Origin of the sequence: Pontibacter pudoricolor, from assembly GCF_010092985.1 — a bacterium.
GTDB lineage: Bacteria > Bacteroidota > Bacteroidia > Cytophagales > Hymenobacteraceae > Pontibacter > Pontibacter pudoricolor.
In genome coordinates, this window is record NZ_CP048106.1 from 2,907,990 (window position 1) to 2,929,067 (window position 21,078).

The 21,078-nt window shown below is 46.4% G+C and carries 22 protein-coding genes; 11 read left to right on the forward strand and 11 right to left on the reverse strand.

What is annotated here, in order from left to right; translation table 11 throughout:
* The first annotated feature begins 163 nt into the window (after nt 1–163).
* From GSQ66_RS12540 to GSQ66_RS12555, 4 genes are all read left to right on the forward strand, one after another.
* Nucleotides 164–1,153, forward strand: coding sequence for an aspartate-semialdehyde dehydrogenase (locus GSQ66_RS12540; protein ID WP_162427789.1), 990 nt, complete (start codon nt 164–166; stop codon nt 1,151–1,153).
* A 306-nt stretch (nt 1,154–1,459) separates the two neighbouring features.
* Entirely contained in the window at nt 1,460–2,014 is a 555-nt protein-coding gene (locus GSQ66_RS12545; protein ID WP_162427790.1) for a peroxiredoxin family protein, read from the forward strand.
* A gap of 69 nt (nt 2,015–2,083) precedes the next feature.
* Nucleotides 2,084–2,311 (forward strand): PLDc N-terminal domain-containing protein, encoded by a 228-nt coding sequence (locus tag GSQ66_RS12550; protein ID WP_162427791.1) that lies wholly within the window; start codon nt 2,084–2,086, stop codon nt 2,309–2,311.
* 78 nt (nt 2,312–2,389) lie between these two features.
* Entirely contained in the window at nt 2,390–2,854 is a 465-nt protein-coding gene (locus GSQ66_RS12555; protein WP_238395668.1) for a GNAT family N-acetyltransferase, read from the forward strand.
* A 7-nt stretch (nt 2,855–2,861) separates the two neighbouring features.
* Here GSQ66_RS12555 and GSQ66_RS12560 read toward each other — a convergent pair whose 3' ends face one another.
* From GSQ66_RS12560 to GSQ66_RS12575, 4 genes are all read right to left on the reverse strand, one after another.
* Nucleotides 2,862–3,362 (reverse strand): hypothetical protein, encoded by a 501-nt coding sequence (locus GSQ66_RS12560; RefSeq protein ID WP_162427793.1) that lies wholly within the window; start codon nt 3,360–3,362, stop codon nt 2,862–2,864.
* A gap of 49 nt (nt 3,363–3,411) precedes the next feature.
* Complete coding sequence (locus GSQ66_RS12565) at nt 3,412–4,563, reverse strand: FAD-dependent monooxygenase (protein WP_238395669.1); 1,152 nt, start codon at nt 4,561–4,563, stop codon at nt 3,412–3,414.
* 1,111 nt (nt 4,564–5,674) lie between these two features.
* The gene (locus GSQ66_RS12570) at nt 5,675–6,751 is read right to left on the reverse strand and encodes a lysylphosphatidylglycerol synthase transmembrane domain-containing protein (protein ID WP_162427794.1); all 1,077 of its coding nucleotides are present in this window, start codon (nt 6,749–6,751) and stop codon (nt 5,675–5,677) included.
* Between the two features lie 41 nt (nt 6,752–6,792).
* The gene (locus tag GSQ66_RS12575; RefSeq protein WP_202923345.1) at nt 6,793–7,563 is read right to left on the reverse strand and encodes a segregation and condensation protein A; all 771 of its coding nucleotides are present in this window, start codon (nt 7,561–7,563) and stop codon (nt 6,793–6,795) included.
* 331 nt (nt 7,564–7,894) lie between these two features.
* On the opposite strand from GSQ66_RS12575, the gene dxs reads away from it, so the two are divergent.
* The 3 genes from dxs (at nt 7,895) to GSQ66_RS12590 (ending at nt 12,380) form a co-directional block, all read left to right on the forward strand.
* A complete protein-coding gene (gene dxs / locus GSQ66_RS12580; protein WP_162427795.1) occupies nt 7,895–9,811 on the forward strand; it encodes a 1-deoxy-D-xylulose-5-phosphate synthase in 1,917 nt (638 codons plus the stop codon).
* 484 nt (nt 9,812–10,295) lie between these two features.
* A complete protein-coding gene (locus GSQ66_RS12585) occupies nt 10,296–11,072 on the forward strand; it encodes an alpha/beta fold hydrolase (protein WP_162427796.1) in 777 nt (258 codons plus the stop codon).
* Nucleotides 11,073–11,219: 147 nt separating this feature from the next.
* Entirely contained in the window at nt 11,220–12,380 is a 1,161-nt protein-coding gene (locus GSQ66_RS12590; protein WP_162427797.1) for an MFS transporter, read from the forward strand.
* Between the two features lie 48 nt (nt 12,381–12,428).
* Here GSQ66_RS12590 and GSQ66_RS12595 read toward each other — a convergent pair whose 3' ends face one another.
* A complete protein-coding gene (locus GSQ66_RS12595) occupies nt 12,429–12,857 on the reverse strand; it encodes a lipocalin family protein (protein ID WP_162427798.1) in 429 nt (142 codons plus the stop codon).
* Nucleotides 12,858–13,068: 211 nt separating this feature from the next.
* Here GSQ66_RS12595 and GSQ66_RS12600 point away from each other — a divergent pair, with 211 nt between their 5' ends.
* Nucleotides 13,069–13,380: a LysM peptidoglycan-binding domain-containing protein gene (locus tag GSQ66_RS12600; protein WP_162427799.1), complete on the forward strand. Its 312-nt coding sequence runs from the start codon at nt 13,069–13,071 to the stop codon at nt 13,378–13,380.
* Nucleotides 13,381–13,438: 58 nt separating this feature from the next.
* Here GSQ66_RS12600 and GSQ66_RS12605 read toward each other — a convergent pair whose 3' ends face one another.
* The 3 genes from GSQ66_RS12605 to GSQ66_RS12615 form a co-directional block, all read right to left on the reverse strand.
* Nucleotides 13,439–13,798 carry a hypothetical protein gene (locus GSQ66_RS12605; protein WP_162427800.1) on the reverse strand — a complete coding sequence of 120 codons (360 nt, stop codon included), beginning with the start codon at nt 13,796–13,798 and terminating at the stop codon, nt 13,439–13,441.
* A complete protein-coding gene (locus GSQ66_RS12610) occupies nt 13,789–14,076 on the reverse strand; it encodes a hypothetical protein (RefSeq protein WP_162427801.1) in 288 nt (95 codons plus the stop codon). Before GSQ66_RS12610 ends, GSQ66_RS12605 begins: the two co-directional genes overlap by 10 nt.
* A 91-nt stretch (nt 14,077–14,167) precedes the next feature.
* Nucleotides 14,168–14,587: a nucleoside-diphosphate kinase gene (locus GSQ66_RS12615; protein ID WP_162427802.1), complete on the reverse strand. Its 420-nt coding sequence runs from the start codon at nt 14,585–14,587 to the stop codon at nt 14,168–14,170.
* 216 nt (nt 14,588–14,803) lie between these two features.
* Here GSQ66_RS12615 and GSQ66_RS12620 point away from each other — a divergent pair, with 216 nt between their 5' ends.
* The 3 genes from GSQ66_RS12620 to GSQ66_RS12630 are packed head-to-tail and all read left to right on the forward strand — an operon-like array spanning nt 14,804 to nt 17,392.
* A complete protein-coding gene (locus GSQ66_RS12620) occupies nt 14,804–15,829 on the forward strand; it encodes a DHH family phosphoesterase (protein ID WP_162427803.1) in 1,026 nt (341 codons plus the stop codon).
* 24 nt (nt 15,830–15,853) lie between these two features.
* The gene (locus GSQ66_RS12625) at nt 15,854–16,810 is read left to right on the forward strand and encodes an FKBP-type peptidyl-prolyl cis-trans isomerase (RefSeq protein WP_162427804.1); all 957 of its coding nucleotides are present in this window, start codon (nt 15,854–15,856) and stop codon (nt 16,808–16,810) included.
* Between the two features lie 27 nt (nt 16,811–16,837).
* The gene (locus tag GSQ66_RS12630; protein ID WP_162427805.1) at nt 16,838–17,392 is read left to right on the forward strand and encodes an FKBP-type peptidyl-prolyl cis-trans isomerase; all 555 of its coding nucleotides are present in this window, start codon (nt 16,838–16,840) and stop codon (nt 17,390–17,392) included.
* 70 nt (nt 17,393–17,462) lie between these two features.
* Here the strand turns inward: GSQ66_RS12630 and recO are convergent, their stop codons facing one another.
* From recO to GSQ66_RS12645, 3 genes are read right to left on the reverse strand one after another with little or no spacing between them, the layout of a single operon-like run.
* Nucleotides 17,463–18,176 (reverse strand): DNA repair protein RecO, encoded by a 714-nt coding sequence (gene recO / locus GSQ66_RS12635; RefSeq protein ID WP_162427806.1) that lies wholly within the window; start codon nt 18,174–18,176, stop codon nt 17,463–17,465.
* A complete protein-coding gene (gene porZ / locus GSQ66_RS12640; protein WP_162427807.1) occupies nt 18,177–20,444 on the reverse strand; it encodes a type IX secretion system anionic LPS delivery protein PorZ in 2,268 nt (755 codons plus the stop codon). It abuts the gene before it with no gap.
* Nucleotides 20,445–20,454: 10 nt separating this feature from the next.
* Nucleotides 20,455–21,048, reverse strand: coding sequence for a thymidine kinase (locus GSQ66_RS12645; protein WP_162427808.1), 594 nt, complete (start codon nt 21,046–21,048; stop codon nt 20,455–20,457).
* Nucleotides 21,049–21,078: the final 30 nt, after the last annotated feature.

Genomic DNA, 21,078 nt, shown 5'->3' on the forward strand with positions numbered 1-21,078 from the left:
AGAGAGTTTAAGAGTTAAAAAGTTAGAGAGGCTGGAAGTTAGAACGTTATAATCCTGCTATTCCTTTCATCCTGCAAATCCTGATTCTGACAAATAACAATTCAGCAATCAAGCCTTTAACAATTTAACAATCAGCAATTAAACAATTAAATACATACCCTAAATGAAAGTAGCAGTAGTAGGCGCCACCGGATTGGTAGGCGGCGAAATTTTGAAAGTACTGGCGGAGCGTAACTTCCCGGTAACAGAGTTGATGTTGGTTGCTTCTGAGAGATCTGTTGGTAAACAGATGGAGTTTAAGGGTAAACAGATAAAGGTTATCGGGATGCAGAACGCGATCGCGGCTGCCCCGAACATTGCCATTTTCTCTGCCGGCGGAAGCACCTCTACCGAGTGGGCTCCAAAATTTGCCGAAGTAGGTACTGTTGTCGTGGACAACTCGTCGGCGTGGCGCATGGACCCTACCAAAAAGCTGGTAGTACCGGAAATTAACGCCAAAGAACTGACCAAAGAAGATAAGATAATCGCTAACCCAAACTGCTCTACAATACAAATGGTGGTGGCCCTGAACAAGCTGCACGAAGAGCTGAAGGCGAAGCGTATTGTGGTAAGTACCTACCAGTCGGTAACAGGCACGGGCGTAAAGGCGGTGGAGCAGCTTATGAACGAGCGTGCCGGCAAAGAAGGCGAGATGGCTTATCCATACCCGATCGACCTGAACGTGTTGCCGCATATTGACGTGTTCACAGACAACGGTTACACCAAAGAGGAAATGAAGATGATCCTGGAAACCAAGAAGATCATGGGTGACGATTCTATCCGGGTTACTGCTACCGCAGTGCGCATTCCGGTAATGGGGGGCCACTCGGAGTCGGTGAACGTGGAATTTGAGAGAGATTTTACGCTGGATGAAGTTTACCGCATTTTAGGCGAAACCGAAGGCGTAAAGGTAGTAGACGACGTGAAAAACCTGCAGTACCCGATGCCGAAAGATGCCCACGGGAAAGACGACGTGTTGGTTGGCCGCGTACGCTTAGATGAGACCCAGCCCCGCACGGTAAATATGTGGATAGTTGCCGATAACCTGCGCAAAGGCGCTGCTACCAATGCCGTGCAAATTGCCGAGTATCTGGTAAAGCATGAACTTGTGTAGGTAACAACTGCACTGGCAACTATAACTTATCGCTCTTCCGGACTTCTAAATCTAGAAGCTAGCTGACGGGGACTTCTTGGTCCCCGTTTTTTGTTGGTTGTGATGTTGCTCACTCAAAAAATTCATGAAATTATTTTATATTGTGCTATCCGAATATATCTGAATGTTATGAAACAACTTAGAACTTTAACCCTTACTATCTTTCTTGCGTCAGTCAGTATTTGCAGTTTTGCTCAATCGCCCGTTAAAACCAGCTTTAAACTTGATGAGAGTATAGCTTATTTCAATAGGCACACCGGAGAGAGAATGACCTACGATGACTTTCTTGCCATCATTAGAAAAAATCCTCGTGTAAGTTTTCAGAGTGAATATAATGAAAGAGGGGAGGTAACTACTATCTTATATGAGCCTGATGGTAATGGAACTACCAAATTAGACCCAAGTCTACGCCCACAACCAAACTCACCTTTCCCTGCATTTATTTTTGAAACTACATCCGGTGAGAAGATTGAGTCTGCACAGCTGAAAGGAAAAATAATTGTATTGTACTTTAACATGGCTTTTAAAGAGCCATTTGCTTCACAAAAGGTTTTCATGGCTTATGAAAACACATTGAAAACCTCGCTGAAAAGGGATAATATAGCACCTATTATTCTTAGCCATAGTTCAGCAGATGAAATTTCTGAATTTACACAAAAGGTAAGTGTTCCGTATCCAATTGTAGCCAGCAGCACGAATTTCTTCCACAAGTATGTAGTGCTTAATCTTCCATCATACATAGTTATCAACAAGGATGGCACTCTCTGCGCTTATGCTGATGATTTAACCGAACTGAAACAGGCTTTATCCAGAGCAAAATAATTAAATAGTTTTCTGCTCTGCCCGTAAAACAAAATACAACTATAGCTTTAAACCCTAAAATAAACCCCTATGGAAACAGTAACACCCGACATTGGCTTAATATTCTGGCAGATGGTCATATTTTCAGGATTGCCTTTATTTCTGATCTCCTGGATAATGATATTGGTGACAAAAAGGCTTGATGCCACAAATAAGCTTGTGTGGCTCATTGGAACACTGTTTCTGCCGGTTATTGGTCCGCTACTTTTCTTCTTCAGATATTCATCTCTTAAAAAACCGACCAACTCACAGGCCTAACATAAAATGCCTGCCCAACCCATCCATACTGAACGGCTTATACTGATCCCCTTCACATCAGAGATCACAAAAAAGCTAATGGCAGACGATACAAGAATCCTTCCGGAACTTGGTCTGCAGCTTACCCCATACTGGCCCGATCAGGAAGCCATAGATACCTTCCCGAAGATCATCAGGAACCTGGAACTGGTACCGGAGCCAAGCGGTTTTGAGTCGTATATGGTGGTGCACAGGTACAGCATGACCGTAATTGGCGATGCCGGTTTTAAAGGCCTGCCAAACGAGAACGGTGAAGTGGATCTTGGGTATGCTATTATAACACAGGCGCAGCATAACGGCTATGGTCTGGAAGTAGCAAAAGGTCTGGCAAGCTGGGCATTCAGGCAACCAGGTGTAGAGTCCATTACCGCAAGGTGCCTGTTAGATAATATACCATCGGCCAGGGTGCTGGAAAAAATGGGAATGCAGGAAATAAACCGCGACGAAAAGTTGATTCATTGGAAGCTGTGCAAGTCGAGCCCGGAATCAACTATAGCTAAATAAACCTTTCTTATTCTGCCGTTTCTTTACACTTCAGTGCCATCAGCTCCCGGATGTTTTCCAGGCAAGACTCTGGTATAAAGGCATACACTTCCTCCCCGTTCTGGCAGTATTTAAAAGTCGCAAACGTGCTGCGGTTGTGCGGGTAAATCCACCTATCCTGGTTGCAGCCAAATACGCGCAACGGAAATTCTTCTACGTTATAGTCTATATAGTTTACCACCTGGTTCTGGTGCACAAAAAGCAGCCTGTTGTGTCCGCCGGGTATTGCGCTTCCGTCCCACTTAAACCCGATCTGGCCTTCTATTTCCTTCACGTCTGTTTCGCCCGCAAAAAAGTACATCACATCCCAATCAAAGTCTGTGAGGCTCTCCATCGAAACGGTGTGGTAGCCTGTTTTGCCGGCTTCTTTTTCAACTTCAGTCCGGAGTTTGTTTAATAATTCATCGTCACTCTTGGAGCATCCTGCAAAAGCGAAAACTATAAGCAGCAACAGCAGATTCTTTTTCATAATTGATAATACGGACTAGCAGGCGAAGGTAAAGTAATTTCAGTCGAATCTAAAAATCCACACGGTACAGGTCTTCCATTTGCTGCTGTGTTATAAAGGCCGGCGTAGCCCTGAAAACAGCATTGCGCACCTTTACCAGCAAAGGATTCTCCCACTGCGATACCCAGCCCAGCATTCTGGATAACCGGATCACTTTTGCAGTGCGGGCTAGTCTGCGCTTTTCATAGTTAGCTAAAGCTGAAACTATAGTTGCGTGTTGCGCCAGGCATTGCCCCAGCACTACGGCATCTTCTATCGCCTGGCAGGCCCCCTGACCCATATTGGGCGTGGTGGCATGCGCAGCATCTCCGAGCAAAACCATACGGTTATAAACAAACTTTTTCAAGGGTTTCAGGTCGGCAATGTCTCCCCAGATAAGCTGATCGGGTCTGGTAGCTGCCAGCACTTGCTGTACGGGCTTATGTACCCCTGTAAAATGCGCTGCCAGTTGTGCAGGCGTCATCTGGCGCATACGCGGGTCGTTTTCGGGGGCGTTAATGCAGGCGTACCAGTAAATTCGGTTACCGGGAAGAGAAGCCATACCAACCCTGCCCTGTGGTGCCCATGTTTCCGCGGATATCATGTGGTTTATAGTTACACCTGGATTTTGGATAACACCACGCCAGCAGGTATAACCGGCATAACGCGGCTTGCTTTCAGGTAAAAGATGCTGCCGGATCACAGAATTGATACCATCTGCCGCAATCAGGAGGTCGGCTATAGTTTGCGTGCCATCGGTAAAAGTTACCAGCACCCGGTTGTTTTGCTGATTAATAGTCTGGCAGCGTTTGTTGAGCTGTAGCGTACCTGGTTTCAGGTTTTGGGCCAGCACATCATGCAAATCGGCGCGGTGTATCACAAAATTGCTGATGCCATACTTTTTGCTTAGCGGGCGTGTGTCCTGGTTGGTAATGATGTGATCATGTTCGTCGAAGATGGTAAGCGCTTCCAGCTCCTTGCCCCGGGCAATTACGGCATCAGAAACGCCTAGACTTGCCAGGCCCTGAATGGCATTAGCTGCCAGGCCAACGCCTGCCCCAACGGGTTTCAGTTCCGGAGCGGCTTCGTAAACTATAGTTTCGATGCCCTGCTTCTGCAACGCGAGAGCTGCGCACAACCCACCAATTCCGCCGCCAACTACTATAACTTTCATGGTCTGCATTTACAGTTCAGTTGCAAAGGTACGGGAGTAATGATGATTTAATAATTAAAGGTGGCAGCTTATTACCGCTCTGTTAATGAAAGGAGTCTTGTTTTGTTATTCCGGTGTCGGGAAATATCTGGTAAAGTTAATATACCCTCTTGGGATGTAATTCCGCTTTTGCCATAGTTGGAGGCTATAGTTTTATAGTTGGCGTTTTACCCCTTCCCAGCCTTCCCCTAATAACAGGGAAGGAGCTTTACAGCCTTTGATATAGTTTAGGTTATAGTTCTATAGTTGCTGTTTTAACCCACCCCTGCCCCTCCCGAGAGGGGATTTTCTGTTGTTGCTATAGTTGAGGGTGTTGTTTTATAGTTACTGTTTTGACACCCCTATAGTCTCCTCAAGGGCAGGGCCGATCCTATAAAAATCAACCTCTTTAATGCCCTCGCTCGCGTCCCGCGAGTGTGAGTTACCTGCGGACTCTGGCCGCTTTAACCTGTGCCTAAGGCACAAGTGGCGGGACGCCACTATGTAATTCACACTCGCGGGACGCGAGCGAGGGCGAATTAAAGAATGAAACGGCGCTGCCCTCAAGGGGGCGGTTTCTGCCACTGCTATAGTTTAAGTTGTAGTTCTATAGTTGTAGCCTAAGATCGGACAGGTCGCGACCTGTCCCTACGGAACTACCACCACGATAAATCTCGAAGCTTACCGGTTCAAACTATAGCAACTATAGCTATCGAACTGATTTCAGTCTTTGGGTTGAGCGCCTTTGCTTTGTTGCGGTGCCGCTAGGCAACCTGAGGAACGAGGGTAGCAAGAAAGCAGCAGCGCGATGCCCGAAGACGGGGCCTCCCGGCCGTGAGGGCACCAAAGCTGGATTGGAACTATAGGTGAGTAAAGCTCCCAGGATTAAAGGTAGATATGAAAGAAAGGCTTGGTTAAGGTTGCAACTATTGCAAACTATAAAACTCAGATTTCTCCTGACGTCGAAATGACAAAAGCAGAACTAAAGGACGATTAACTTCTCTTGCCTGACGCTAGGAATGACTTAGCAAAACCATGAGCAACCAAAAAAGCAGCACAAATACGAACCTGTGCTGTTTTTTCTTAACTATGGAATCCTAAACTATCTTCTGATTTCAGAAACAAACTCCTGCTTCTCCACCGCGCTGCGGCCAAACACCTTGGCAATCCACTTTGGAAGAAAGATAGAACCCAGTATGAGATAAGGATAGTAAGTGATTAAACGGTACAACATGACCACCACATTACTGAAACCACCCAGGAACAGGCCAAAGAAGCTAGGGAAGGCCATTTCAACTATACCTGCTCCACCTGGCGTAATAGCGATCAGCATTACAATCCAGAAGATCAGGTTGCGGGAGATAATAAGCATGTGTTCGCTTAAACTTACATCTACAAAAGCCGCGATCAGGCAGTTGAGCAGGAAGTAACGGGCGCACCACACAAAAATGGTAGAAAGGATGGCTTTGCTCCAGTAAGCGGTATTTTTACCTCTCAGCTGCTGCGATGCCCAGATGATCTCGTTGCCATGCTGAAATGCCTGTACGCGCCACTTACGCAAAAACTTAATGGATGTGATCTTCAGCAACAGCCATTTAAATGCCCGCGGCCTTACAAATAAAGCATAGATCATCAGGAAAGTATAGAGCGCGATCAAACTATAGCTCACATAAAATGCCCACTTCAGTTTGCTGATGTCCGAAGGGTCCAGGCCAAAGGTCGGGAACACTTCGCCTTGTGTGGCCAGCAGTGCAATCGGGGCTGCCAGAATAAAGAACATGTTATCCAGCACGGCCGTCAGCATCACATACGCCAGCGATTTGCCCAGCGGAATTCCTTCTTTGTTCAGGATAATGGTGGCCACCGTGGTACCGCCTACAACCGATGGGGTAACTGCCGAAGCAAACTCCCAGAGCATGATCACATCCAGGCTGTTACGCCAGGTCAGGAATTTATCGGTAAGGGCACGGATGCGGTAAATGTACCCGAAGTCGCGGATAAGAAGCACTAATAGCGCCGCCGCCAGCCACCACATATTGGCATCGGCTATACTGGCCAGGTCACCCAGCTTATCATCTTTTATAAACAACCAGGCGGTAGCACCCAGGCCCAGCACTACAGGTATTAATACCTTTACCGGGCTAAAACTTTTAAGTATGGTTTTTTGGTTCTGATCCATGCAGGTGTGCTGGCTTTCTTCTGTTTACGGTGTTTAAAAAACTACTCAACCAGCAGTTGTGTAACCTGGGCAGCCTGCCCTTCGGCTATAGTTATTGTAAAATCATTAAATCCTTCGCCTACTTCAATCCCGATCAGGTTTAGCTGCAGCATATCCAGTATTGCCAGAAAATTAAAGATCATTCCTATTTTATCCGGAAACTGGCTTATTACCTCTGAAAAAGTAGTGCGCTGGCGCTCCGTCACCAGTTTTAGAATTACATTACGCTGGCCTTCTATCGTATACGGGTATTGGATAACAGTATGCTTCGGGCGGTTCTGCTCAGCTTCGTAGCGGTTCATTACCTTATCAAACACCCGCATCAGTTTGTAGAGGTTCAGGTCCTGCAGCTCGTACTCAAAATTGTTGGCGTTGGCAATTACCTGTAACTCGTCGTGTATGTTGCCGCGGTTTTCCTGGGCAAGGCGCAGGTCTTCCATTTCTGATAAGGCCGGCACCGCACTTTTATATTTTTTATACTCCAGCAGGTGCTGTACCAGTTCCTGGCGCGGGTCAATTTCGTTGCCTTCTTCGTCTTTCTCGGTGCGGGGCAGCAGCATTTTAGCCTTAATACGCATCAGCGTGGCAGCCGTCAATATAAAATCGCTGGCTACTTCAATGTTCAGTTGCTCCAGTTGCCGTATGTAGCTCATAAACTCATTCGTGATCTGGAAGATCGGAATATCGTGTATGTCCAGCTCATCGCGCTCAATAAAAAAAAGCAGCAGGTCGAACGGCCCCTCAAACAACGGTAATTTTATCTCGAAACTCACTTTACTTTAGTTTTTGCTGCAGCGCCACGCGCCTAACGAATAACAAATTTAAACATTTTTGCCTGATTTGATGTAACTCCCAGTTTATAGCCAGCCACTACAGGCTCCGCCAAAGCGTATAATTTAACTAACCCTAACCCGGCAACTATAGTTCTGCAGCACCCTGCAGGCATTCCGGTATAAAATTTGATTACTCCGGACATGAAAATAAGCAGGCGGGTAATTCGTTCGTAGTTTTTTATTAATTTTACGTTTTGCCCGGACGTTTACAATTTTATCGCCAGCAAACTTTTAACAAAATAAATTGTTGAAGGTCTATAAAGAGAATCGTATGATCATTAAACCCGGAGAGTTGCTTTCCTCCATAAACACGCCTGAAGACCTGCGAAAGCTGAAGCCAGAGCAGATGTTACAGGTTACGCAGGAATTAAGGCAGTTTATTATTGATGTAGTGTCGATACATGGCGGGCACTTTGGTGCTAGTTTAGGGGTAGTTGAGATCACAACAGCACTACACTATGTGTTTAACACACCTTACGACCAACTTGTCTGGGATGTAGGCCATCAGGCATATGGCCATAAAATTCTCACTGGCCGCCGCGATGTGTTTCATACCAACCGCAAGTACGGCGGCATCTCCGGTTTCCCGAAACGAAAAGAAAGCGAATACGATACCTTTGGCGTAGGCCACTCCAGCACGTCTATTTCGGCGGCACTGGGTATGGCTGTTGCCTCGCAGTATAAGCAGGAAAACGACCGCCACCACATTGCTGTTATCGGCGATGGCGCCATGACAGGCGGTATGGCGTTTGAAGCCCTGAACCATGCGGGCGCAACCAATGCCAACCTGCTGGTAGTTCTGAACGACAACTGCATGAGCATCGACCCGAACGTGGGCGCTCTGAAAGAATATTTAACCGACATAACCACCTCCCGCACTTACAACAAGGTTCGCGACGAGATCTGGAACATACTGGGCAAGATCAGCAAGTTTGGGCCGAACGCACAGCACATTGCTTCTAAAATAGAGAGTGGCATTAAAGCATCTATCTTAAAGCAAAGCAACCTTTTCGAAGGCCTTAAATTCCGTTACTTCGGCCCGATTGATGGTCACGATATTAACCACCTGATATCTGTAATGGAAGACCTGAAGCATATACCGGGTCCGAAAATACTGCACTGCATTACCACCAAAGGCAAAGGCTTTGCCCTTGCCGAGAAAGACCAGACCAAATGGCACGCGCCGGGTCTGTTTGATAAGATTACAGGAGAGATCTATAAAACGCACTACGACAAGCCGCAGCCACCGAAGTATCAGGATGTATTTGGCCATACGATAGTGGAGCTGGCCGAGCAGAACCCTAAAATTATGGGGGTAACGCCTGCCATGCCATCGGGTTGCTCGCTTAACATTATGATGGAAGCCATGCCGGATCGCGCCTTCGACGTGGGTATTGCCGAACAACATGCTGTTACCTTCTCTGCTGGCTTAGCCACCCAAGGCATGATCCCGTTCTGCAACATTTATAGCACGTTTATGCAGCGCGGCTACGACCAGGTAGTGCACGATGTATGTTTACAGAACCTACCGGTAGTTTTCTGCCTGGACAGAGCCGGTTTTGCTGGTGCCGACGGCCCGACACACCACGGTGCTTACGACATTGCCTATATGCGCTGCATCCCGAACATGGTGGTATCTGCCCCGATGAACGAACAGGAACTGCGTAACCTGATGTATACTGCTACACAAGAGGGCGCAGGTCCGTTTACGATCCGCTACCCGCGCGGCGAAGGTGTTATGCCGAACTGGCGCACCCCGCTGGAGGTAATCCAGATTGGAAAAGGCCGCACTGTGCAGGAAGGCGAGGAAGTAGCAATCCTAACGTTTGGCCATATTGGTAACTATGCTGTGGATGTTTGCAAAAAACTGAGCTTCGATGGCATAACCCCAGGCCACTATGATATGCGTTTTGCCAAGCCGCTTGATGAAGAATTGCTGCACCACATTTTCTCGAAATACAGCAAAGTAATAACCGTTGAAGATGGCTGCCTGCAGGGTGGTTTCGGAAGTGCCGTGCTGGAGTTTATGGTTGATAACGGCTATAGTTCTCAAGTAAAGCGCTTAGGCATGGCAGACACCATTTACGAGCATGGCTCACAGCTTGAATTACACCGTGAAGCCGGTTTTGCCCCGGAAGACATTGAGCGTACTGTTCGTGAGATGATCGGTGTGGCTGTTAAAGTATAAACTCTCTGGTTGAGCGCCTGACAAAGGACTGTTTGACATAGGACATAAGATTAAAAGCCCTGCAGTTTTTAGATACTGCAGGGCTTTTTTTGTCTGAATCAGGGTTTGAAGGATTTTAGGATTGACAGGATTTCTTGGACCTAACACTATGCACGGCTCCTGCTAATTTCCGGGTTCTATAGTTTTATAGTTGCTGTTTCTCGTCACTTCGAATGGCAGGGTCGTTTCATTCTCCTTTTTTGTCATCCTGTAAGTATCTTTGTGGCCTTTAGCATAGGCTTAACCTCCCTTACACCAAGTTTCTTTACAAAATGACACTAAATTTTTAAGGAAGTTTTCTTAGAATAAAACAACCCTGCTCCAAAGGGGACTTTCCTGTTCTGTTATGCTTCGCTTTATAGTTCTATAGTTGGAGTGGTTTGACCCGGACTCACAGATATTCCGTAATTACTATCTTTACAAACTATAGCAACAACTATAACCTATGCCACACGCTACCTACACCGATGCCGGCTCCGGCGACACCCTGGTTTTCCTTCATGGCTTTGCCGAAAGCAAGCAACTTTGGACCGATTTTAAAAAACCGCTGCAAAACAAATTCAGAACGATAGCTTTGGATTTACCAGGCTTCGGGAATAACACGGCTGCAGTTGCAAACTATAGTATGGATGCAATGGCGGACTATGTAAAGCAGCAACTCGATAACCTGGGTGTGAAAAAATGTATCCTGATCGGGCACTCGATGGGTGGTTATGTGAGCATGGCTTTTGCAGAAAAGTACAGCAGCATGCTGCATGGTCTGTGCCTGTTCCACTCCTCTGCCCTTCCCGATACTGACGAAAAAAAGGATAACCGTAACAAAACCATTGAGTTTGTAGAAAAGCACGGAGTAGAGAAGTTTATGCAGTCGTTTGTAGAGCCGCTGTTTTTTGCTGATAACCGCGAGAAGCTCCGCAGCAAAATAGACCTGATGAAGAAGATAGGCACTGCTACGCCTAAAGAAAGTATAGTTGGCGGCCTGGCAGCCATGCGCGACCGCCCCGACAGAACCGAAGTTCTGAAAAAAGCGAACTACCCGGTGCTGTTTATTTTTGGGAAAGAAGACGGCGCCGTGCCCATGGACAAAGCACTGGAGCAATGCCATTTGCCCGACAACAGCATGGTTTACTTCCTGGGGCAAACCGGCCACATGGGCATGTTCGAGCGCACCTACGAAACCCGCAAAGCCATCGAAAAATTCACCGAAACGATACTGGGATAGTTTAGGAGTTAGAAAGTTAAAGAGTTTGGGAGTTATAGAATGAGTGGCCAATATTTCAACCCAACTGCAACTTCAAAATTTTTAACTTTTAATTTTCTAACTCTCTAAATCTTCAACTCCTAAACTCTCTAAATCCCAAACTATAACATGCGTCGCATTCTGCCAACTATAGTTTTCACCCAGTTTGCCTGCACGTCGTTGTGGTTTGCGGGCAATGCGGTGTTGCCCGAGCTGCAAAAGGAGCTTAACCTGGAGCAGGATGTCCTGGGGCTGATCACCTCATCGGTGCAACTGGGTTTTATAGCAGGCACACTCTGCTTTGCCTTTCTTTCGCTGGCCGACAGGGTATCGCCGCGTTTGCTTTTTATGCTTTGCGCTGTGGCTGGCGCTGCAGCTAATGCCTTGCTGGTCTTTTTTCCTGCTGATTTTACAACTATACTTTTGCTGCGTGTAGCTACCGGATTTTTACTTGCTGGCGCCTACCCAGTCGGCATGAAGATAGCGGCCAGCTGGTATAGCGGCAGTTTAGGCAAAGCAATAGGTTATTTGGTCGGGGCTCTTGTGTTGGGTACGGCATTTCCCCATTTACTACGGGCTGCGGGCAGCAACCTGCCCTGGCAGAACATGCTGCTAACTATAAGCGGACTGGCCGCAGTTGGCGGCATGGCAATGTATCTGCTGGTACCAGACGGGCCATATCTGCGCAAAGGCGCCGCTTTCGATGCCAGGAATATACTGCAGGCGTTTAAAGTAAAGGAGTTTCAGTCGGCGGCATTTGGCTATTTCGGGCATATGTGGGAGCTGTATACTTTCTGGGCATTTGTACCGGTTATACTGGCTTATAGTTTACCTCAGCTTACTACTATACAAATTTCATTTTATAGTTTCTGTGTTATTGCAGCGGGGGCCGTTGGTTGTGTAGGCGGCGGTCATCTGTCGCAGCGGTTTGGTAGTGCCAGGGTTGCTTTTGTACAGCTGCTGCTTTCCGGTGTATGCTGCCTGGCTGCGGTGTTTATGCTGGAGATAAATTCAACTATAGTTATCATCCCTTTCCTGCTGTTCTGGGGTGTGGTAGTGGCTGGTGATTCGCCTCAGTTCTCTGCCTTAAATGCACGCACTGCTCCGCAACATTTGGTAGGCACGGCACTTACGGTAGTTGTCAGTATTGGCTTTGCACTAACTATAGTCAGTATCCAGTTTACGACTTACATCTTAAAATTTACGCCACTGCCCCTAGTTTTTGCCCTGCTTGTAGTTGGTCCTGTTTTAGGGCTGCTTTCGCTCTGGCAACTGGTTGGCAGGCAATAAAAAAGCCGGTTATTACACCGGCTTCTTTAATCCATCTATAGTTTGATTCTATTTCTCCGCTTCCATAATCATTTCCGAACCATCTCCTGCTTTAAGGCGAAGTTCATCGTCACTTAGTTTCAGCACATCAAAGTTCTCAGACACGTTCTGGTCTTCAAACTGTAAAGTCAGTTTTTTGGCACCCTGGTCGTAGGTCCAGGTACCTGTCTGCAGTGTGCTGGCACCACCCATTGCGAAACGGCCATCCGCATAAAACTGTATGTTCTGTTCCTTTTCTGCATCCGTTAACTTCTCTTTGTCGCCTTCGGTATTTAATTCTTTTTTAGCCTTCCAGGTTTTGCTGCTGGTGCCTGATAACATGCTTTCTGTGCCAGCCTTATCGCCGCCGCAGCTTACCAGCGTAACAGCCAGCAACATAGTTAAAGCCGTTTTTAAGAAACCCGGCAAAAGGCTTGTGTTCTTTTTTGTAATTTCCATAGTTTTAAGTTGTATGTTTTGCAATAATACCGGCCTTACTGCTGCAAAGCCTGTGCATAACGTACGTTCCCTTTCTCTTTAAAGTTAATATCAAAACGTCCTTCTAACACAATCACTTATACAACAAACTGAACGTAAAGGCGTATTTATTTAGGCAGCCATAAGCAAAGGCTGCCTCTTAACGCAGAAGTTTAACACTAAATATTTTATTATGGGATTGTTTGATTTTTTAAAGAAGGGGAAGGAAGAGCCTGCTAAACAACCAACAGGTACACCAAGAACCAACCAGATGCCTGGTCAGCCCACTCAGGGTACGACCGCATCAACTAACCAGCAGCATGTAAACGCTACAAGCACTGATACTTATACTGTTCAGTCCGGAGACTCTCTCTCTAAAATTGCACAGCGCCAGTACGGCAGCGCCAGCTCATGGACCAAGATCTATAATGCTAATAAAACTATTATCGGCGATAACCCGGACCTTATTAAACCAGGTCAGAAGTTAACGATACCGAGAGACTAATCATAAAAATTGACATAAAACAAAAGACCGGTTATTGAGATAGCCGGTCTTTTGTTTTTTACTTTAATCTATAGTTTACACCTACCGCTCCGCTCAGATCACGCTCCCAAAATCCCTCTCTTGCATCCTTTAAGCGATTTGTTAGCTGTAGTTGCATTTGAGCCAGTAACGTGAAACGGTTACTTAACTTATAATGGGCTTCCAGTGGCAAAAGCAAAGTTACTTTATTACGGTAAGGGATTGCATAGTTACTTTCTGGTGCTTTGCCGTCACTACTACTTTCTATAGTTCCTTCTGCTTTAAAAGTATATCTGACTCCTGCTCCTGCACCCAATTCTACTTTTTCTGAAATAGCATATAGATAAACCCCTGTTAACTGAACACTAAGCGTTCTATAGTAGAGGTCTGTCACATACATTTTTGTGTTTCTCGGTCATAATACTGCACTTCACCAGATTTCTGTTGTTCAGCAGTTTGCAGTAGTGTTACCTGTACACTATTTACTTCTAGGGGTAACTGTAACCAAAAACCTGCGCCTATCTGGGGACCTATTTCATAATCACTAAAGCCCTTTATTTTATCACTGACAAGAGTTTTAAAAGCACCAACTCGGCCAGTTAATCCATAAGATACTGTTTGTGCACTAGCAGTAGTACCTAATAGTATAAAAATAAGTAGTAAAAGTCTCTGTCTCATAAACTATAGTTTGTTCCAAATATATATAAAAAAATCCCGCCAGAGTTATCTCCAACGGGATCTTTCAAATCAATAAGTATACTTTATAAGCTTAGAAACGCTCGTCAGCAGCGAAGAAGAAATCGCCTTCGATCTGCGCGTTCTCATCAGAATCTGAACCGTGCACGGCGTTAGACTCGATAGATTTTGCGTATTTCTTACGGATAGTACCTTCTGCAGCCTGCTCCGGGTTTGTAGCGCCAATAAGGGCACGGAAATCTTCTACAGCGTTGTCTTTCTCCAGGATCATCGCTACGATAGGGCCTTTAGACATATATTTTACTAAGTCGTTATAGAACGGACGCTCTTTGTGTACTTCGTAAAATTTACCGGCACGCTCTTCAGACAGTCTTGTCTTTTTCATCGCTACAATGCGGAAGCCGCCTTCTTCGATCATTTGAGTAATGCCGCCAATGTGGTTATCAGCCACTGCATCCGGCTTGATCATGGTAAATGTGATGTTTCCTGCCATGGTATGTCGTATTTATATAGTGTTTCTTTTTTACGGGCGCAAAATTAGTGCATTTATAGTTAATATTGCTATACTTTGCCGTTATAGTTTGCCAAAACCATAGTTGCAACTTTGCAGGCTTTATACTGCAAAACCGCTATTTTATTGTTTTAGAAGTTATTTCTTCAGAAATTCGCACCCTATTTCCCTATTAATCAGAGGAATTATACCTAACCTATGTATGATGTTAGCGCTCTAAAAGAGCTCCTGAAAGAACCTAAAGAGGTGATGATCACCACGCACCACAAACCAGATGCTGATGCACTGGGGTCGTCTTTGGGTCTGGCTGGATACCTCAAAAAGAAAGGGCATCTTGTTACCGTGGTTACGCCATCCGATTACCCGAACTTCCTTAACTGGATGAGTGGCAACGATGACGTGATCATTTATTCTGATAAAAACGACGCACTGGTGCAGCGCATCATTAAGGAGTCGCAGGTTATCTTTTGCCTTGATTTCTCGAGCCTGTCGCGCATAAACGAGATGGGCGAATACATCAGGTCAGCGCCTGGTACAAAAGTACTGATAGACCACCACCTGCAGCCGGAAGACTTTGCTGAAATTCAGTTCTCAAACACAAATGCAGCCGCCACAGCCGAAATTGTGTATGACCTGATAAAGGATATGGGCGACGGCGACATGATCGATACCAACATAGGTGAATGCCTTTACGCGGGGATCATGACCGACACAGGTTCGTTCCGCCACCCGAGCACTTCGCCAAATGTGCACCTGATTATTGCTGATCTGCTAAACGTGGGTGTAAAAACATCCAATATCCACCGCCTTATTTATGACAGCTCCTCAGAACTGCGCCTGCGCTTTTTAGGCTATGCGCTGAAAGAGAAACTGGTGGTGTTGCAGGAATATCATACAGCTTATTTTGCCATAACTTCAGAAGAGCTGAAAGCTTATGACTCCAGGACCGGTGATACCGAAGGCCTTGTGAACTATGCCCTATCTATAGAAGGCATTGTTTTTGCAGCCCTGATCATTGATCGTTCGCAGGCTGTAAAAATGTCTTTCCGTTCGGTAGGCGATTTCTCGGCCAATGAATTTGCCCGCGACCACTTTAACGGTGGCGGACACAAGAATGCAGCCGGCGGCATGTCTATGGACCCGCTGGAAGTAACCGTACAAAAATTCGAAAGCCTGCTGCCGCAGTACAAAGAGAAACTGCAGGCCGTAGCTCAAAACAGTTAATAAAAATCTAACCTTAAATAATCAATGTTATCTAAAATCAAATTCCTGTTGCCGGTAGTAGCTGGTGCCCTGATGGTACAAGCGTGCAACAAAAACAACGACGAATTTTATACTTCAGCTGATGGCCTGACTTATAAGATCTTTGAAAAAAACGATAAAGGCGAATACGCAAACAAAGGAGAAGTTAATGCTGCTGATAGCACCGGCGCTAAAATCGGTCAGGTAGTTACATTCCACTGGGCTATCAAAAATGCGGAAGACTCTACTTTTGCTGATACCCGTACGCAGGGTCCTAAAATGCCTATCGTGTTGCCGTTAATGCAGCCAACAATGAAGGGCGGTCTTGAAAATGCACTTTCTATGATGTCTCCGGGCGATAGCGGTGTGTTCAAGATCAATGCTGATACGCTTTTCGCTAAAACATTTGGCCAGCCACTGCCTCCGTTCATTAAGCCAGGCTCACAGCTTACCTTCTTCATCAACATGGAGAAAGTACAGTCTAAAGCTGACGCGGAAGCAGATTACGCTAAAATGATGGAAGAGCAGATGCAGAAAGCCCGTGCAAACGCAGAGCAGCAGTTAAAAACTGACGATGCCAAAATTCAGGCGTATATTAAAGAAAACAACCTGCAGAACGTTAAAAAAACAGATTCTGGTGTGTATTATGTAGTTACGAAAGAAGGTAAAGGCCCGCAGGCTAAAGCCGGAAACGAAGTAGCAGTACACTACAAAGGTTCTTTCCTGGATGGTAAGGAGTTCGAATCTTCGCGCAACAACCCAACCGGAGAGCCTTTTAAATTTACGCTTGGCCAGCAAATGGTTATTAAGGGCTGGGATGATGCTATTGTAAACTTGAAAGAAGGTAGCGAAGCAATTTTACTTATTCCTTCTCCGTTAGCTTATGGCGATCAGGATCGTGGTCCAAGCATGCCCGCTAATTCTATCCTGCGCTTCGATGTGGAGCTGATGGATGTAAAATAATCTGTTGAATAAAATTACCGTTAAGCTATGACCTTACTAACCCTTAAAAACAAAATCCTTAAAGGCAATGGCCTGCTTCAGAGCCTGCTTTTGGCAGTTATAATGTTTTCTTTTACATCTTGCGCCGAGGATGAAACAGACCGGTTCTTTTTTGATGAGGCAGCGCAGAAAGTGAAAGACGAAGAGGCTATACGCAAGTACTTCCGCGATAATGACGTGGACACAACTGCTGTAGTTCGCACCCAGAGTGGTTTATACTACCTGGAGGAAACTAAAGGAGAGGGTGAAGCGATCAAGCAGGGCGATATGATTGAAGCGCATTATATTGGCCGCTACACCAACAATTTGATTTTTGATTCTTCTTACCAAAGAGGTGACTCATTTGTATTTACTGTGAAAGAATCTGACCAGACAAGTGCTGGTGTAATTAAAGGCTGGGTTGAAGGCTTACAGTTAATGCGTGTTGGCGGTGAAGGCTTTTTATATATTCCGTCTCATCTAGCTTATGGCCCTTTCGGCAACGGAAGTGTACCACCAAGTGCCGTACTTGTATTTGAGATAAAGGTACTGCGCAAATTGTAGCTTAACTATAGTTCTATAAAACAGAAAGGGCGATACAATTGTATCGCCCTTTCTGTTTTATAGTTCCGTATTACTCTGCCAGCACTTCCGAGAGTATACTTAATGATTTTATCTCGCCCAGTTTATCCACGTGCAACTGGTAGTAGCGCACCAGCACAGCCAGCAGTTCGCGTCTTACACGCCCGTTTGGTATAGTTGCCCGAGCCGCATCGTGCAGCAGCATGTCAAAATATTCTTCGTAAGCCTGCAAGGCCAGTACCGTAGGCGCCGCTGTTGCCGATTGCGCATTCGCCGAAAAAGCTACCTGTTCTACAATCTCTTTTCCCGAGGTTGGCCCGAAGCCCAAATGGTGACTCAGCTGCAGCAGAAAAACCAGGTGAAAGTTTTCAAATCCCTCTCCCATTTCATCGAAAGCAACTATAGCCTGGTACAGGAAATGAAACAGCGACTGGTTCTCTTCTTCTTCTTTTACTGTTCTGGATACAACTTCTGACAAAAACAGCAACATGCTACTCTTGCGGATATCAAACGGAATGCTGGAAAAGGGATGCGCACACTTGTATTCTGAAATGCGGGTAAGGCCACCCTTTGGCGAGGTATACACCACCATATCGAGCAAGGTAAACGGCTGAAAAAGAGCGATACGCGAACCCGGCCCCTTTTTGCGGACACTGTTAACGATGTACGACTGAACGCCCAGCTGCTCGGTATACACGCGCGCAATAATAGACGACTCCCGGAACTTTATAAAGTTGAGCACAATGCCCCTTGTCTTGATCAGCATTTACTGCAGTACGGCTATTTTAGAGATACAGGTTTGCTTGCCATCGGCATCGGAACTGAGCACCAGGTACACACCCGCTTTTGCCCGGTTACCGTTGTAGTCGCGCACGTTCCAGGTGGCAGTTCCGCCGGTAGCCATCGTTTTATATACGAGCATGCCACTGATATCTGTAATGTGCACTTCGGCATTGTTGGGCAGGTTAGAGATAGCCACCAGCCCTGTAAAACTTTTTTTGACCGGGTTCGGGAAAACGATAGCGCAATCAGGGGTGCCTTCGGTTATAGTTGCACCGGCGCGGTAAGAGGCAATACCTGCAGCCGTAGCAACAAACACATTTCCGGTTTTATGCTCCACAGCCACGCTATGCACTACATTTGAGGGTAACGGACTGTTTGTAGTTGTAAAATGATGTACCAGTTCATCCCCATCCGGCCCGAAAAGCCATAATCCGTTATCGGTACCCATCCATTTGCGATTGGCGCCATCTATAGCTATACTCAGCACATGCTGCCCGTCCAGTAAAGGTCTTCGGTCTATTATTGGTAAATGAGCATCGTAAGGCCACGACTCGAAAACACTGAACGGATTATAGAATACGGCCACGCCTTTGCTGGTTCCAACCCAGATATCGCCATTTGCATCTTTAGCTAAACTATAAACTGCGCCACTTGGCAAATTACCGACACCCGCTCCGGCACCTAACCTCCGGATGCGCAGCTGCTTTTCATCAAAAACTATGATACCAACATTATAATCTTTGTCGCCTGTCAGCCATTTATAGCCGTTATCGTCAATCTGGATCTGTTCTATAGTTGTGCCATCTGCCACGTTATGCAAACTATAGCCGCGCATTTCCCCATCCGGAGAAAGACTAAAAACCGACGGCACAACAGCTCTCCGGCTTGGATTTACTAACCAGATAGTGCCGTCCACATCACGGGCTAAGCTTGTAACGGGTGTATTTTCAGGATTGGCAAGCGAGCTTTGTAATGGGCTGTTGGTGTTGTTATAGATCGTATAGTTTTTCCCGTCCCAAACTATAAGCCCTTGCTTGAGCGATGCCAGGTATAGTTTGCCGGTTGCCGCATCATACACGCCATCCACTATATCCTGCACCTCATCGGGGAAGGCCGCATCTATAAAACTGTTGTAGCTCTGCCAACTATAGTTCTCAAAAATACTGAATCCGTTTGTGTTAGCAGTTGGGTTATAGTTATCGGTATAGTTAACGCCAAAGGCAAAGAGTTTTCCGGCTTCGGTTTTCAGTTTAAAGGCGTTGCCGGCGTAAGGACCGCTGGGTGTAAATACCTGTGCTGCGCCGCCAACTATAGTTTTCTGTACCAACCCTGCACGCGCATCCGCCACCCAAACTACATCTCCATCCACTACAGCATCTTTCGGAGCCTGCATTAACGGGTCAGTAAGGTCTGTTATAGTTTGGTTTTTGTTTAGTAGCAGTACTTTTTGAGGTGTGGTTATAGTCAGATATTCTGTAGTTGCCTGAAGCGATTGAACTGACTGAGTTATAGTTTTAGTCTGCCAGGTAGTGTCCTCAAGTCTGAAAAGTCCGGCTGATGTACCAGCATACACAGCATCGTTAAAAGTAACAACAGAAGTTATAGTTTGCGGCGGGCCATTGCCTACATGTTGCCAGTTGCGGAAGTCCTGCAGGTTAGGGCCATTGAGTTTGCCAACTATAACACCGGTGCTGGTTGCAAGGTAAAGGTTGCCGTTATGTATAGTGGAAGCCAGTATGTTTAGCTGTTCGCCGTTCGGGCCAAGATTACTGTAGGTATCACGTATCTCTTTTTTGGTGATATCCAGCACAACCACGCCAAACGTTGTAGCCAGGTAAGCTGTATGGTTGAAACTATAGATGTGGTTAATTTTCTTCTCGCCGGGCAGGTTCTTCCGGAAGATATCGCTGATGGTATGAAAGGTGTTGCCGTGCAGCAGATCTACATAAGTATTGTTGTAAGCAAGTACAAGGGTTTGACTGGGGTTGTCGTAGGCAATAGCGCTGATCTGCTGTTCGCGCAGGCCGTCGGCTTTGGTAATGGCTCTGGTGGAACTGAACTCTTTGTCGTAATAAAACAGGCCCTGCTCTGCTACAATGTAAACTTTGTTGTGGGCTATAGTTACGGCTTTGGCCTGGCGGTATGGCACGTGCAGTTGCCACGCTCCTACGGGCACCTGCGCTACACCTGTATACGCCTGCACCAGCCCGAAAAGCAGCAGCAGCAAACGTATGGCAGTGTACAGGCGCATCGGCTATAGTTTATTTCTTGTTTTTGAGACCTTCCTGGAAACAATGGCGGCAGCGGGCTTCGTACGAATCGGTTTCGCCTAGCAATACCTGCTGCTCCGAGGCGGCACTTCTGAAGGAGTAGGTTGCAATATCGCCGCACTGCACACAAATGGCGTGTACTTTGGTTACGTATTCAGCTACGGCCATAAGTGCAGGCATCGGGCCGAAAGGATTACCTAAATAGTCCATATCCAGGCCGGCGGCAATTACGCGCACGCCACTGTTTGCCAGTTTCACGCAAACTTCTGCCAGGCCATCGTCAAAGAACTGGGCTTCATCTATCCCAACCACATCGCAACTACCACCCAAAAGCAGCATATCCTGGGCAAAATCTATGGGCGTAGAACGAATGGCATTGGCGTTATGCGACACTACATCCTCGTCGTGATAGCGTTTATCCAGCGCAGGCTTAAAAATTTCTACATTCTGCTTTGCTATTTTTGCACGGTTCAGCCTGCGGATAAGCTCTTCCGTCTTTCCCGAAAACATCGATCCGCAGATCACTTCTATCCATCCTCTTTTAATAGCCTGGCTTGCACCGCCAACGCGTGGTTCTATAAACATGGTACTTATTAATTGCTGATTGCTGTTTGT